The sequence below is a fragment of the Rania fehmarnensis genome (assembly GCF_056494185.1).
This window is the reverse complement of sequence record NZ_CM151398.1, coordinates 8,324,157-8,338,071: the sequence shown is the minus strand read 5'-3', so window position 1 is coordinate 8,338,071 and position 13,915 is coordinate 8,324,157. Positions and strand designations below refer to the sequence as shown.

The window sequence follows — 13,915 nt, the reverse complement described above, 5'->3', positions numbered from 1 at the left end:
CGATACCCCCGATAAGTAGCTGTTGGGTCGTCCCTATTCATACCAATAGTAAACTCACAGGAAGCTTCAAAGTGACGCGGAAATGAGCGAGCGGCAGCTCTCATCTTCCATGGAGATTATACAACGGTTAAAACCATGGTCTAAGCTCCTCACCAACATAGTGTGGGCATTTAGCGTGACCACCAGCATTCCACAGTGCGTCAGCGATCGGATGAAACAGTTCGTCCGCTGATGTCTTAAAATCCACACACTCAACTTCTGGAAGCCATAGCGTGTCGATTCCGAAGACGGTGGGCGGTTTGTGCTGAACTTGTGGTAGTCTTAAATTTGCCACTTGCGTAAAAGTCAAAAAGCACCAAACAGGGGTCGCGATTCCAATGCCTGAAAAAAAATCCAAATAGTGGGGTATGAGTTTAATAATCTTGACGACATCAGATGTTAGCAGAAACGTATTGTTGTACTTCTCAAACGTTATTGCGCTGCTGGCAATTTCCAAAACTCCATTTCTGAAGATCTGGAGATACGAGGTACATGGATCGTCGTAACTGTCTTTTCTCAGCACGCCATCAAGATTGAAGGTCGAGTAGCTTCCGTTGCTTCGGAGAATCCGTAGCGGAATGGCCTCTAGCTGTTCGGGCGGGAAGTTTTGTCGAGAAGCGAAAGAATCCTGCGGGATGAGGTGCAGGACCATTTTGGGCCCATCTGAAAGAACTGTTGGCGTTCTTTTGTTTTCTATCTGACCAACACGATGTTCACGAAACGATTTAATTTTGTCGAAAGTCGACTCCGAGAGTGTAAACGCTCTGCGAAGTTCACCTGTATCCATTTGATAGGCACCTCCAGAATTACGAGCCCAGAATTGACCAAATTGCTTTTGATAGATCACTCTGTGCGGAGCTATGAGACTTTGCGGAACGCGAATAACGAGGACGTAGCGACCTGGACTATGGCTGACAGCATAAATCGCCATAGGCAATCGTGGCTCAATCCAGGATTCAACCAACTGAATGATTCTGCGCTTCAGATCATCGATATCCTGTACTTTGATCCCGCAAACTTCTGACGCGACGTGATCGATTTCATCGATACCAATGATCAAATCGCCGCCGACCGTATTGGCAAAGCAAGATATATCTTTGAGTAACTCTTCATGTTGCTCTGTTCGGAACTTATTGTCTGTCGCATCCAGTCGATAGAAGTCGCGTTTGAATTCGATCGACTTGCCTTCCTGCACAGCATTGGCCACAAGAGTTTGTAAGTGGGCAAGCGTGATAGATTCAATTGCTCTTGGCAACATGGATAAAGCTCCGGAGTTAAACCACAATAAAGGCAACTGAGGCGGTCGAGACCATGACTATCTCCGGCGAACAATTCTTCAGTGCTTGTCAAAACCTCTGCTTCACGTAGACCTGAACCTGACTTGGCAGTAGTTCGCTCGTAGCGGCACCGGTTCTTGAGAAAAACTGCTCGGAGCTGCCTTCCTTGAGAAACACAGCCACGTTCGACGGCATGCATCTAATGACCAGTACTCGCTTTCCTTTGAAGGTCTCGAATCTTGGCTCGATGTTTAGCATGTGCTGGGGGCCCAGCCGATCTTTGATAAGGTTCACGAGATGAAGGTTCATCTTGTCTTCATTTTGAAACCCATCCTTCTCGACCCCCAAGACTTCACCCGCATCGCTTACGCCGACGATCAAGTGTCCTCCATGCGAATTAAGGAACGCGGCAATCGTCTTAAGGCACGAATGCTCCATCTTCTTGTCAGGCTGGCCGGTGTGAAGATTGACTCGTAGAGTGGATTTAAACTCAATACGAGTTGTTTCGCCTTCTGCAAGCAGTTGCGCCAAAGGCTCGCTTTCTTTTAGGGCGACTGGCCCTTTGTCAGCGTTGGTTATGTGCGAGAATCCCTCTTTGATGAACTTGGCGATCAACTTGCGCCGCGCTTCCAAGAACTCACGGTACTCCATTTTGTGCCAGTTCACGGGCAACGCGTGCCAGTGGCACATCTGAGCCACATCGGTTTCGGAAAAACGCTTAGAGTGCGCAGGCCAATAGTCCTCTGGCGCACTTCCTGAAATCGCAATGTTGTCGTCCCACTCGACCAGCGCGAAGTTGGCGATCTGATTGGTATCGCGCGTGGCCGTGATCCCTTGACTCTTTAGATGCTTTTTGGCAAAGAGATGATGACGCTCGGTAGCGGACTTGTCGCCCTTCTGGGATGGATCCAACAGATCAACAACTTTCTTGTGCGAGAACAGTACTTTGGCGTGGAGTAAATTGAGAGACGCAAAATATGCGTAGAGAATTGGACTGGTGGCGGATGACGTTTCCAGACGACTGGGCAATGCGATGTTCCAGAAATCATCGGTGCACTCGCTTTCTATCGTCTTCTCCATCCAATTCAGAATCTGGTCGCCGGTCTTGAAGTCTCGAATGAAAGCCAAGTCTCTTTCCATGGCTGTTTCAGGAGCACCGCCAGTATACCGACCCGTCAATGAAGACATGAAAAACCAACGTGCGATAACAGTCGAAAGGGTGAACCCGTCGATACCGAACGATTTCTTGCCGATGAGGTCGAAGACATAGGCATAGATGAGCGTCGTGCTGGAACTAATCATGTGCGAACCACGATAGCCCGCAAGATGTAGAGTTCGCAGAAAGCCATGCCAGTTTTGCAGATTCAGTACATCCGCTTGGGCTGCCTTTAGAATTTCGAATTGCTCGATTCTTCGCTGATCGCTGAACTGATCGGTTTCAAGGTCTTTGCCTCGAAGCAACGAATACCCATACTTCAATCGGGCGCGACGGAAACCGAAGCCGATGGAAACCCGCAGCAAATTGTCTGGGTCCGGTTCTATGAAGTGGTTGAACGGGCTGGGCTTTCCTTTCGACGGGATACGTGCTTCACGGCAAAAATCTTCGAGTTGAGCGCGCCCCTGCTCCCAGAATACCGACATTAGTGTCAGAATGAAATCAGACTGGTTGAGCACCTTCCCCTTGCTGTTAATACGAACGAAGACCTCAGCTACCTGCTCTTCATTTATATTGGCCGAAAGCTCAAGGGCCGTGAATGGATAACTGAGTAGGTTGGAGACACGTTGAATCGCGGTTTGAGCCTGCTGGATTTCGTCGGTCGTCAGCGACTTTCCCGCCACCTCTCGATGGCTCATCAAATTCTCTACATAATTGCCCACGATCTCGAAGAGATTTGCATTCTTAGCCCAGAGTATGGAGATGTTCGGAATGAACTCAGGGTCTTTGCGAATGGCCGCGTCGGCAACGTCAAACTTTTCATCTGTCGGGCGAAACGCAATGTCGATTCGCTCCTTCTCGTAGGACTCGCGAACAACTGGAATACCTTTAATTACCGCGTAGAGCGATGTAAGCCGTTGCTGGCCATCCACGATCAGTAGGTTGGGAACCTTCTGCTTGTTGTCGGTACCTATTTGCTTCTGACTTCCGTCGTAGGCGTTCTGCCAAAACAGAAAGTAACCGACCGGATAGCCGCGGTAGATCGAGTCGAAGAGATCACGGACTTTTGCATTCTTCCATACGAAGGGACGCTGGATGTCAGGCAGGCCGATACTCCCCATCTCAATGTCGTCAACGAGCTTCGAGAGAGAATAGTCAACCTTCTTGAAAAGTGTTTCGCTCATTGAATGTATTCCCAGGTGTTGCTCTACGTTTCAATTTTTATGGACGATTTCATTTCTTGACTCGCGACTTCCGATTGGCCATTTCGCCAATTGCAACAAGCACCATGTCGAGCGTCTTGTCATCGCATTCAGCTAGTACACGAAAAACTTCAGGGCGTTGAATTACACGACGACGGATGCGTTCGGGTACTCGCTTAGCAAGAATTACCAACTCATCTTCGTTCGTTCCAAGTGCATCCGAGAGTCGATGAATAAGTGCGTCGCTGGGATAGTCGCCGAAGTTCAAACGCTCGTTTTCGACTCGACTCAGGTAGGTGAATCCCACTCCAACTTTTTCGGCCAGATCTCGCAGGCTCCAGCCCTTGGCTTTTCTCAGCTGCCGAATTCTCTTGCCAAAGATCATTAAAGGCCCCCCACAGTGATTGCTGTACTGCCGCCGCTATCGTAGGATATTTGCACTCAACAGACAACTACTCAACAAGTAGTCAACGAAGCGCAGCAACTGGATTACGTTGAATGTCAAGCTAGTCCATGTGCGGTCACGCCCTTGGATGGTCAATCATGTAAAACCGAGTAACCTGCCGACTCATGCACTGCAGTCGCCCCTTGGCAAGCCGCAGACATTGTTAACAGTTTCCTCAGTTGAGGACGATGGATTAGGTGAGGAGCTCCAAGTAGTTTGGGAGATCGAACCAGGGGCCAAAGTTGTTGAAAAGGTATCGCTGCCTGAGCCAAATGGATTTGACCCTCCCGAAATGCTGGATGCCTTTCTTGATGCAGTACGTTGGGGAGCAGCGTCCACTACCGACGTGAAGAACATTAAATCGCCCTTTCGCAGCGGTATCGAGATCGAAGACTACCAACTTGATCCCAGTAAGCGAGAGGCCAAATGTGTGAAGGTTCACAGTGGGGGGTGGCAACCCGTTAGAGGATTGGCGGACTTTACAAGTTTGAGCGCGAACCCAGCGGGCTGAAGAAATCGACTTCACTTCACAAGAACAGCAGGCCTCCGACGACTCCTTAAAACTTCGGCAAGTAATAGATGGCGCTTCGCGAATCAGTGCATTAGTAGATTCCCCGGAATAGAACTCCGCATGGGAGCGGTACCGCATCACTCCAGTCACGATTTGCGTTCCACTGGTCAAGCATGGCATCGCCTTTTATGATTGCAATGGCTGCATCACTAACTGTCGCTGCTTCGATCAGACTATCCGTTAGTTCGCGAATTGGTTTGCTCAGCTCGACTTCGAGCGTCTTGTTAAATAGTGGCACAGATACATCGGACGGAATAACCGCAGACTCGGCGGTTGGTTCGGCTGGATTTGCAGTTCCGGCTGTCTCAGATGTGGGTAACAAACTTCGGATCGCAGCGCGTCGCTCAGCAGACACCATGAGTCGGAGGGCGACATTGTCGAGTCTGAGATTTCGATACAACCCAACCAGATGCGCAACAACAATTGGTACGGTATCCGCAACCGGAAGACCTACTGATTCAGTTTGCGAGTTCCAAGCTCGGATTTGCATCCTTCGTGCCTCAGCGTTCTGTTCAATCGTGCAGCATCGTGATGCGACAACTATTCGCCGGGCGATGTGGACAGGGATACCGTCTAATGTTAGACGAATGTTGTTTACCTGGCCTTTCCAATGGGATAGGCATGAATGCAGCTTGCATAGGTCTTTCGCAGTTCCTTTAGCTTCAACGACGCAAAACTCTGTCAAGCTAGCTGTTGCCGCTTTTAGGCAAATGTAATCTGGACGAAACTTCGATGTTGGGGGACTTGCCGGTTGGATGGAAAGTCTTCCTGGCGGGAAAGCAGTAAACCAGTCGATAGCTACATCGAGTTGATTGTTGGGATAGAACGCGCTACAAGGGGCAATCCAGCGATAGTTGAGGTTCTTTAATACCTGTCTTGCACCGGCAACTCCAATCATCCATGAAAGAAAGCCCTTCCACTGGCGCTCACATTGCCCGAGATTGGAATTCAGGGTCAAGTAGTCTTTGCCCTGAACCTTGACGCTAGATATGAGTGACTGTGGCCATCCGACAACTGACATCGATACGCTTGCTGATACCGACGGAAGCCAATCGGCAAGCAGATGGGCTGAGATTTCCGCAGTCGTATACGGCAGATCACTGCAAGTAGTGCTATTAACGTCCCAAAACTGAACGTGCATAAACCTCTATTTCCGGCTAGTATTCCAAGTCTCCGAGCGAGAACTACACGATTCTTCTTTGTCTCACCTGTCATGCTTGTTCGCTTACTTGCAGGTCTCAGAAGCGGATACCGGCAAGTAGTGGTCATCGACTCTAGGACAGGTTCACGTTTTTTGCGAAGCTTCTTTCCAGACCACGACTAGCTGTGACAAAGCTGAATCGCGTGCTTCACGACAGTCCATCAAAATTCGTCTTAGGAAACGATCGATTCAGCTTAACACAAATTCCGTGGAAATCCCTCGACTGCGTGTAAATCCGATTACCTCGGCGCTCGGAAGGCAGCGATACCACTGACCGCCCCCCAGCGGATCGAAGCGCCGGTGTGGGCCCTCGCAAGTGATAACGGCCCGCATCAGTTCATCACATCCTTTCCATCTGAGAATGGCGCTAGCTGTGAACTGAATTCAGAGGGCTGGCGACTAAACGAGGAATCGAACCGATTTGTCCAGTTTGTCTTTCTGGAAAAGCACTTCGAGTTAGACCTCCCACGTCCCATGCTCTATGCGGCAGAGGCGGCAAAGATAGTTCAGTGTCGAACCGGACTCCACTTTCTAGCCGACAGGCTGGGGCCAGATGACCCGACTGTTAAGCCTTACCATTCGCTGCGAAAATACTATGTCCACGGGGACGTGAACACTGCGGCGGACGACATCGCCTGGATCTTTGTCGAGCTCTGGCGCTTTCCAGTTGACTCAACGCTATATCTCACGACGTTCGGTGGCAAGCATCAGTGGGAGAACGGTAGACCACTCGCGTAGTGCAAGGTGCCGTTAGGCCCCAACCGCCGTGTTTGCTTAACTTTGGTCCGCCGCTGCGTATCGAAGCCGACCAATTGGCCTCCTCACATGGCATTTCGTGCCTATGACTTGGAGGGTCGAACTATGCAGTCAGCAATCGGTTATGTTCGGGTCAGCACTGATGGGCAGGCAATCGATCGGATAAGTTTAGAGACGCAACGGGCCAAGATAGAAGCTTGGTGTACCGTGAACGACTACGAACTTGTGGATGTTTACACCGATGCGGGGCTGAGCGGTTGCCGTGCTGATAACCGCCCAGGCCTCCAAGCCGCGGTTTCAAGAGCCTGCGAGAAACGTGCTGCGTACTTGCACCGTGCTCTGCCGAGCCATAAATTCGAAGGTGCTAAGTGGGGGTTTGGGGGGGACTAGGTCTAGCCAGAACTTCAAAAAAAGATAGCTCGTGGCCCAGTTGATCAATCGCGAATACCCGTTTTGTTCTGAGAGGAAAGAGTTTCGGCTGGTGATGCGAGCACTGCGTTCCGGCTGGCTCGACGAGCAGGCAGCGAGCGACATCATCGATCAAGCGCTAACGCGGATCTCAAGTGGCAGTGATTTCCGTGAAACACTTTTGGTTATTCGCGCTGCAATAGCTGTCGATAGACGGAATTGGAATCGTTACGTTGCCGAAGCCAAGGCTCAACTTAGTGAACGGAGAAGGGTCATTCGCCAAGAACGACTTGGCGTCATGCAGAAGCAAATCAAGCTGCGAGAGTGGATAAAATCTCAGAAGGCGTAAGTCCCGATACGACTCCAAACTTTCACTCGGGCATGAGTGCCGACGAACTTGGAACAGGCAATTAGGCGCTCTCTGCACGCTTCCGAAGTTTCTCGTAAAGCTGGAAGTAGTCGAGCAGCCATCGCTTAAGTCCTTGGCGAGTCTCTGCTGAGTCGAGCGCGCGTTTGCTTAGTTCCTCTTGGGCTCCCATGCTGTCAATAATTGCATCGATAAGTTCATTGTCCAAGTCCGGTGAATTACTGAATTGCTCTTTGCTATTGTTCACGGCTTGCTGTTGCAGCGTGGTCGACTCCAAAGTCTTGCTCCCGACTGCGTTCCCGTAAGACAGTTGATCTCCATCAGTGGTGTCGGTACCGAAGAGCGTGTTGAGTTGCTCGATGATCTCGTGCAGGTAGGCTTGCTGCTTCTCTCGCACCGATCCACTACCGACTTCGGTCAGCGGGTCGAGCTTCGGCGCATCTTTGTCGGTGAGTGGCAGAGCACGATCGCCGTGTTTGCGGAGCTTGTGGTGCGTGAGTACGACGCCTGAGAGGTCAATCTCCTCTTTCTCGCGACCGAATTTAAGGAGTGGAACCAGTAGCTTGTAAAAGATCGATCGCTTCTCGAAGTCGGTGTTGCCGTAATCAAAGATCTGCGAGAGGAAGGTGTAGGCTCGCACATAGGTCGCCATGTCGGCCTTGAACAGGATCAGCGCGTCCATGATGTCCTTGGCTGATTTGGCCGCCTTCTCATCCTTGACGGCCAGCGCGGCGATATGTGATTCCTTGGCAGCAGCAAAACGCTTGAGAACTCGATCGACCACTGGATTGATCGCCGCGGCGAGTTGCTTCTGAGTAGGCTTATCAGCCAGAGTGACGTTGACCACCCGATCGATCTCATGGTTGTCGTAATAGCCCATCGAATCGAGCTTGGTGCGCAGGTCGAGGATGATGTTCGGATCGGTTACACCCGAGAGCTGAGCCGTCGTGTAGTAGACCTTGAAGGCATTGAGGATGTCATCAGCATCGTTGACGAAGTCCAGCACAAACGTGTCATCCTTGCCTGGGTAGCAGCGATTGAGCCGAGAGAGCGTCTGCACGGCCTGGATTCCATCGAGCCGCCTGTCGACATACATGCCGCATAGTAGCGGCTGGTCGAAGCCGGTTTGAAACTTATTGGCGACCAGCAGGATCTGGTACTTGTCGTCCTTGAATGCCTCGGCAATGTCGCGCCCCATCAGGTCAGGGTTCAAGCTGGCGCTGGTCTCCTTGAATGCCTCTGGGCCTGACTCCTTGTCGTCGACCTCGCCTGAGAAAGCGACCAGCGTGCGCAGCGGGTAGCCCTTCTCCTTAATGTACTTGGTCATCGCCAGTTGCCAACGCACAGCCTCCTTGCGGCTAGCGACTACGACCATCGCTTTGGCCTTGCCGCTGAGAAGGTGAGCGACCGTCTCACGGTAGTGCTCGACAACGATCTGCACCTTCTGCGAGATATTGTAGGGATGCAGGCGTACCCAGTTCATCAAGCCCTTCATGGCTGTGCTTCGCTCGACCTGATCACTGCTCAGCTCTTGCCCACCATTGGCGAGCTTGAATGCCAGCGAGTAGGTCGTGTAGTTCTTGAGCACATCCAGAATAAAACCTTCCTCGATAGCTTGCCGCATCGAATAGATATGGAACGGCGCGGGCAGGTTGTCGTCAGATGGTGGCTGGGTTGGATCAGGTCGCCGACCAAAAAGCTGCAAGGTCTTGGCCTTGGGCGTGGCGGTGAAGGCGACGTAGGTGATGCCTTTCTCTTCGGCCCGCGCCGACATCTGAGCTGTCAGGATGTCGTCGGTGCTGATCTCTCCACCGTCTTCAAGCTCAGCCTTCTCTTCAGCCGACAACACCAGCTTGAGCTTGGATGCAGCTTCTCCGGTCTGCGAGCTGTGCGCTTCGTCGGCAATCACGGCAAAGCGTTTGCCCTCGGTGGCTGCCAGCTCACGCACTTTGTCGAGTGCCTTTGGAAAAGTCTGAATTGTGCAGACCACCACCTTCTTCTTACCTGAGAGCGCTTCGGCCAGCTCAGCGCTTTTGCTGCCTGCATCGCCCTTGATGGTCGCGACGACGCCAGCCGTGCGCTCAAAGCTGTAGATCGCGTTCTGCAATTGACCGTCGATGACCTTACGATCCGAGACGACCAGCACGGTGTCGAACAGCTTGCGATCGTGAGCATCGTGCAAGTCGGCCAGGAAGTGTGCGGCCCAGGCGATCGAGTTGGTCTTGCCGGATCCGGCGGAGTGCTGGATCAGATACTTGTGGCCCGGCCCTTCGCTCAGCACGGCTTGCTGGAGCTTGCGGGTGGCATCGAGCTGGTGGTAGCGCGGGAAGATGATCTTGGTGATCTGCTGCTTGTCGTTCTTCTCTGCCACCAAGTATCGCCCGAGGATCTCCAGCCAGCTATCGCACTGCCAGACCTTCTCCCACAGGTAAGCCGTACGATAGCCATCAGCATTGACTGGGTTACCGGCAGCGCCGTTGTCACCTTGATCAAACGGCAAGAAGCTGGTCTGCATACCGTCCAGCCGCGTGGCCATACGGATCACACTGCTGCTGACTGCGAAGTGAACCAGCGCGCCAATGGAGAAGGCAAGCAGCGGTTCAGGGGATAGCCCCTTGGGAGCAGGGTGCCGATCTTTCTTGTACTGGTAGACGGCATCGTCGATGCTTTGCGTGTGATCCGTCTTAAGCTCAGCCGTGGCGACGGGGATGCCGTTGAGGAACAGGACCAGATCGATCGAGTTCTCATTGTGAGCTGAGTAATGCACCTGACGCACCACGCGCAGGCGATTGGCCTGGTATCGTGCGGTGATGTCAGGGTTCATGCCGAGCGCCGGTTTGAACTGGGCCATGCGCAGTGGGCTTTTGAGGCCCAGCACATCGAAGCCATGTCGCAGCACATTCAGGGTGCCACTCTGGTTCAAGCAATCACGCAGGCGCTTCAGCAACGTTGCCTCAGCCGCTTTGCCGTGGACCTTCTCCAGCTTCTCCCAAGCATGCGGGTCGGTCTGCTTGACCCAGGCGATGGTGTCGGCAGGGAACAGAGCGAGACCTCGGTCATACTGAGCCGCGTCACCCTCAGCATAGAGCCAGCCAGTCCCGCGCAAATGCTCGCAGATGTCGTTCTCGAAGTTGATCTCGGTGTGGAGCGACATCGTCTTTACGCGGCCTCCTGGCTGGCGAGATGACGCACATCGATCTTGCCAGTGACGGCAGCGGAGATGAGAGCGGTGCGGCGTTCTTGGAGCAGCTCAATTGTTTGCTCTGCACTCGCCGTCAAGCTCAAATAATTACCCACCTTGTCGTCCAGAAATGCCACGATTTCATTTTGTTCTTTGAGCGATGGAGTGGGAAAGCGATATTTCCTTAATTGCTCACCCGTCAAATGTGGAATAGTTGCTGTCCCACCTGCTAATACCGCCCCCGTCTCAACCGCAACTCGCATGCAGTAATAAAAGAATCGTGGATTTTCGGTTCCTGTCTTCCATGGCCTTAATCGATGTAGTGCTTTTTGGAATGCACACTGTTTTAGCTCGCCCTGCCAGATTGCAGTTTGCCCAATCCCCGCTCCACCTTCGCAAATCAGAATGTCACCTGGTCTCAACGTGAACCGTTCCGACTCATTGGGCTCGATATCCATCACAGGGAGATCTTCTACGTTGATTGTGTCCCAGTTAACGTCAGCATTGCGGAGGTAGCGGAGCGGATGCAGGCCCGTTCGTTTGTTTTCGTCAAGCATCTTACCTAGCACTGCATGGAAGCGCGCGAAAACTGGTGGAGTCCTCCAATGCTCAGGCACATCGCCGAGCCATTCGATGCCGCTGGGTTTCATCTTGGCATTGGGGTCGAGGCCTTTGGTGACGGCGTGACTGATGACGGCCTGCCGCTTTTCCTTTAGCAGCTCGATCAGCCGCCGCTGCTCCGCCACCAACGCATCAATCTTCGCCGTCTCGCGGTCAAGGAAATTGGCTATGGCTTGCTGTTCTATGATCGGTGGAAGCGGAAATGGAACAGCTCCCAAGAAGCTTCTGCTGATCCGGTCACGTGTTCCCCCCCGACACGACGATTCTATGAAATTGAGGTATTCAGAGGATGAAAGGAAATAAACAACGTATCGGGCGTCCGCGCTAGCGTTAGTTTTTAGAATGCAGACATCGACAGACGTTACCATCTTGCTTTGCAGCGTTGGTGCTGCACATGCTCGCCCGACGGGATCTGCAAGTCTACAGATCAGAACGTTATTAGGCTCCACCTCTGTGCAACCCAAAGTTGCGAAGGTTGTTTCAGAGATGAATCTGAACCCTTGTTCTCTATAGGTGCCGATACCAATATTACCTGTCTGAAGTAAGCGGATACCTTCGTCAGTTATGTATGGTGATTCAATCCAATCGCCATCAGTAAACGTCTTACGCCCAGTTTTTGCCAGTCTTCGTATTTGTGTAACTTTCCAGTTGGCTGGTAGCGCGCCCAGCCATTCAGTACCTGAATTAGCGTAGCTGTCATATGCTCTGAAGCTCATTGCGACAGCTCCCCAATCATCTTCACGATCCGATCGGTCACGCCCTTCAGTTCTGCATCGATCTCAGTTAGTTCACGTGGAGGCTTGAACACATAGAAGTGCCGGTTGAACGGAATTTCGTAACCGACCTTGGTCTTCTCTTCATCGATCCAAGCATCAGGCACATGCGGCAAGACCTCGCGCTTCAGGTACTCATGAATGTCCTCGCCCAGCGGAACGTTCTCGGTGTCGCGCAGCGAAGTGTCTGGCTTGGGCAACCCTTTGCGCTTGCCCTTGGTCTCTTTGACAATGTTGCCCTTCGCATCACGCTCGGGCCGCTCGACGGTGATGGTCTGGTAACCGAAGTCGGCATTCTTGAAGATGCGACTGATGAACACGCCCTCATGCTTAACTGGCTTAGCAGTGCCGAAGACGCGCGTGATCTGCACGATGTGCTGCTCGCTGAGTTCTTTACGCTTACTGCCCAGACTCTTACGCATCTTCTGCCACATGCCGCTCGCGTCGATCAGTTGCAATTTGCCTTGGCGATGCTTGGGTTTGCGGTTGCTGACAATCCAAACGTAAGTGCTGATGCCGGTGTTATAAAACATATCGGTCGGCAAGCCGATGATCGCTTCCAGCAGATCGTTCTCCAGCACATAACGCCGAATCTCGCTCTCACCCGAGCCAGCGCCACCCGTGAACAGCGGCGAGCCATTGAGCACGATACCAAAGCGACTACCGCCATCCTGCGCCGGTCGCATCTTGAAGATCAAGTGCAGCAAAAACAGCAGGGATCCATCGCTTACGCGAGGCAGGCCGGGGCCAAAGCGACCATTGAAGCCATGCTGCTCATGCTCCTTCTCGACGACCTTTTGAATCTTCTTCCACTCCACACCGAACGGTGGATTGGAGAGCATGTAGTCAAACTTCTTACCCGGCAGCCCATCTTCGGAGAGCGTGTTGCCATGAATAATGTTGCTGACATCCTGTCCCTTAATCAGCATGTCGGCCTTGCAGATCGCATACGACTCGCCATTGAGTTCCTGGCCGAACATCACCAGGCGAGCATCCTTGTTATGACTGCGCAGATGCTCCTCAGCCACCGACAGCATGCCACCTGTGCCCGCTGTCGGGTCATAGAGCGAGCGCACGATGCCGGGCTTGGTCAGCGCATCGTCGTCTTCAATGAACAGCAGATTGACCATCAGCCGAATCACTTCGCGCGGCGTGAAGTGCTCCCCAGCGGTCTCGTTGGAGATTTCGGCAAACTTGCGGATCAACTCCTCGAAGACGAGCCCCATCTCGGTATTGCTGATCACTTCAGGGTGCAAGTCGATGTTCGAGAACTTCTGGCAGACCAAATAGAGAAGATTGGCCTTAGCCAGCCGTTCGATCTGTGTGGCGAAGTCGAAGCAGTCGAAGATGTCTCGCACCGCTGGCGAGAACCCCTGGATGTACGACAGCAGGTTCTCGCGGACGTTGTCCTGATCACCCATCAGCTTCGGCATGTTCATCGGCGAGACGTTGTAGAAGAGCTGGCCTGACTTCTTCAGCAGAAACGGCTCCGCATTCACCCCCGCCGCTTCGCGTTTAGCCTTCTCAGCCAGTACAGCGGCCTTGGTGCCCTCTAGCACGCAGTCTAAGCGTCTGAGCACCGTGAAGGGCAAAATGACTCGACCATACTCCGACTGCTTATAATCGCCTCGAAGCAAGTCGGCGACGGACCAGATGAACGACGATAGATTCTGTTGCGACATGGATTGAAGTGCCACCTAGAACCGGAAATGTCAAATCGACAATTGTAAACCAGATCTTGCGAACACAGCAGCACCAGCACCTCAACAAATGGACCTCGCCCGCCAGCATTTGCATTGCAAGGCTAACTCGCATTAGACCCTGCCTCGGCGCGATACGCGACTTTCAAGAACTGTGGAAGTACGCTTGTTTGTATGTGGCGTCACGTGACTAGATATTGTAAGGCACATTGTGTCGC

10 protein-coding genes are annotated in these 13,915 nt (G+C 52.6%); 3 read left to right on the top strand and 7 right to left on the bottom strand.

Features of this window, described 5'->3' with window-relative positions; translation table 11 throughout:
- Positions 1–127: 127 nt before the first annotated feature.
- The 3 genes from SH573x_RS28360 to SH573x_RS28350 all read right to left on the bottom strand — a co-directional run bounded on the left by SH573x_RS28360 (position 128) and on the right by SH573x_RS28350 (position 4,059).
- Positions 128–1,297: an AlbA family DNA-binding domain-containing protein gene (locus SH573x_RS28360; protein ID WP_479351402.1), complete on the bottom strand. Its 1,170-nt coding sequence runs from the start codon at positions 1,295–1,297 to the stop codon at positions 128–130.
- A gap of 88 nt (positions 1,298–1,385) precedes the next feature.
- The gene (locus tag SH573x_RS28355) at positions 1,386–3,656 is read right to left on the bottom strand and encodes a GmrSD restriction endonuclease domain-containing protein (RefSeq protein ID WP_479351401.1); all 2,271 of its coding nucleotides are present in this window, start codon (positions 3,654–3,656) and stop codon (positions 1,386–1,388) included.
- Positions 3,657–3,705: 49 nt separating this feature from the next.
- Complete coding sequence (locus SH573x_RS28350; RefSeq protein ID WP_479351400.1) at positions 3,706–4,059, bottom strand: helix-turn-helix domain-containing protein; 354 nt, start codon at positions 4,057–4,059, stop codon at positions 3,706–3,708.
- Positions 4,060–4,168: 109 nt separating this feature from the next.
- Here SH573x_RS28350 and SH573x_RS28345 point away from each other — a divergent pair, with 109 nt between their 5' ends.
- A complete protein-coding gene (locus tag SH573x_RS28345) occupies positions 4,169–4,630 on the top strand; it encodes a hypothetical protein (protein WP_479351399.1) in 462 nt (153 codons plus the stop codon).
- A 91-nt stretch (positions 4,631–4,721) separates the two neighbouring features.
- Here SH573x_RS28345 and SH573x_RS28340 read toward each other — a convergent pair whose 3' ends face one another.
- Positions 4,722–5,831, bottom strand: a complete 1,110-nt coding sequence (locus tag SH573x_RS28340; RefSeq protein ID WP_479351398.1) for a hypothetical protein — start codon at positions 5,829–5,831, stop codon at positions 4,722–4,724.
- Positions 5,832–6,716: 885 nt separating this feature from the next.
- On the opposite strand from SH573x_RS28340, the gene SH573x_RS28335 reads away from it, so the two are divergent.
- Positions 6,717–7,037 carry a recombinase family protein gene (locus SH573x_RS28335; protein WP_479351397.1) on the top strand — a complete coding sequence of 107 codons (321 nt, stop codon included), beginning with the start codon at positions 6,717–6,719 and terminating at the stop codon, positions 7,035–7,037.
- Between the two features lie 31 nt (positions 7,038–7,068).
- Positions 7,069–7,404 carry a hypothetical protein gene (locus SH573x_RS28330; protein WP_479351396.1) on the top strand — a complete coding sequence of 112 codons (336 nt, stop codon included), beginning with the start codon at positions 7,069–7,071 and terminating at the stop codon, positions 7,402–7,404.
- 61 nt (positions 7,405–7,465) lie between these two features.
- Here SH573x_RS28330 and SH573x_RS28325 read toward each other — a convergent pair whose 3' ends face one another.
- The 3 genes from SH573x_RS28325 to SH573x_RS28315 are packed head-to-tail and all read right to left on the bottom strand — an operon-like array spanning position 7,466 to position 13,679.
- On the bottom strand, positions 7,466–10,576 hold the full coding sequence (locus SH573x_RS28325; RefSeq protein ID WP_479351395.1) for a type I restriction endonuclease subunit R: 3,111 nt from the start codon (positions 10,574–10,576) through the stop codon (positions 7,466–7,468).
- Positions 10,577–10,581: 5 nt separating this feature from the next.
- Complete coding sequence (locus tag SH573x_RS28320; RefSeq protein WP_479351394.1) at positions 10,582–11,940, bottom strand: restriction endonuclease subunit S; 1,359 nt, start codon at positions 11,938–11,940, stop codon at positions 10,582–10,584.
- Positions 11,937–13,679 (bottom strand): type I restriction-modification system subunit M, encoded by a 1,743-nt coding sequence (locus SH573x_RS28315; RefSeq protein WP_479351393.1) that lies wholly within the window; start codon positions 13,677–13,679, stop codon positions 11,937–11,939. The genes SH573x_RS28320 and SH573x_RS28315 overlap by 4 nt, the downstream gene beginning before the upstream one ends.
- Between the last annotated feature and the right edge of the window lie 236 nt (positions 13,680–13,915).

What these genes read in the sequence shown, in the direction of transcription:
- SH573x_RS28360 (WP_479351402.1), bottom strand. Translation starts at nt 1,297, where the DNA reads ATGTTGCCAAGAGCAATTGAATCTATCACGCTTGCCCACTTACAAACT.
- SH573x_RS28355 (WP_479351401.1), bottom strand. Translation starts at nt 3,656, where the DNA reads ATGAGCGAAACACTTTTCAAGAAGGTTGACTATTCTCTCTCGAAGCTC.
- SH573x_RS28350 (WP_479351400.1), bottom strand. Translation starts at nt 4,059, where the DNA reads ATGATCTTTGGCAAGAGAATTCGGCAGCTGAGAAAAGCCAAGGGCTGG.
- SH573x_RS28340 (WP_479351398.1), bottom strand. Translation starts at nt 5,831, where the DNA reads ATGCACGTTCAGTTTTGGGACGTTAATAGCACTACTTGCAGTGATCTG.
- SH573x_RS28335 (WP_479351397.1), top strand. Translation starts at nt 6,717, where the DNA reads ATGGCATTTCGTGCCTATGACTTGGAGGGTCGAACTATGCAGTCAGCA.
- SH573x_RS28325 (WP_479351395.1), bottom strand. Translation starts at nt 10,576, where the DNA reads ATGTCGCTCCACACCGAGATCAACTTCGAGAACGACATCTGCGAGCAT.
- SH573x_RS28320 (WP_479351394.1), bottom strand. Translation starts at nt 11,940, where the DNA reads ATGAGCTTCAGAGCATATGACAGCTACGCTAATTCAGGTACTGAATGG.
- SH573x_RS28315 (WP_479351393.1), bottom strand. Translation starts at nt 13,679, where the DNA reads ATGTCGCAACAGAATCTATCGTCGTTCATCTGGTCCGTCGCCGACTTG.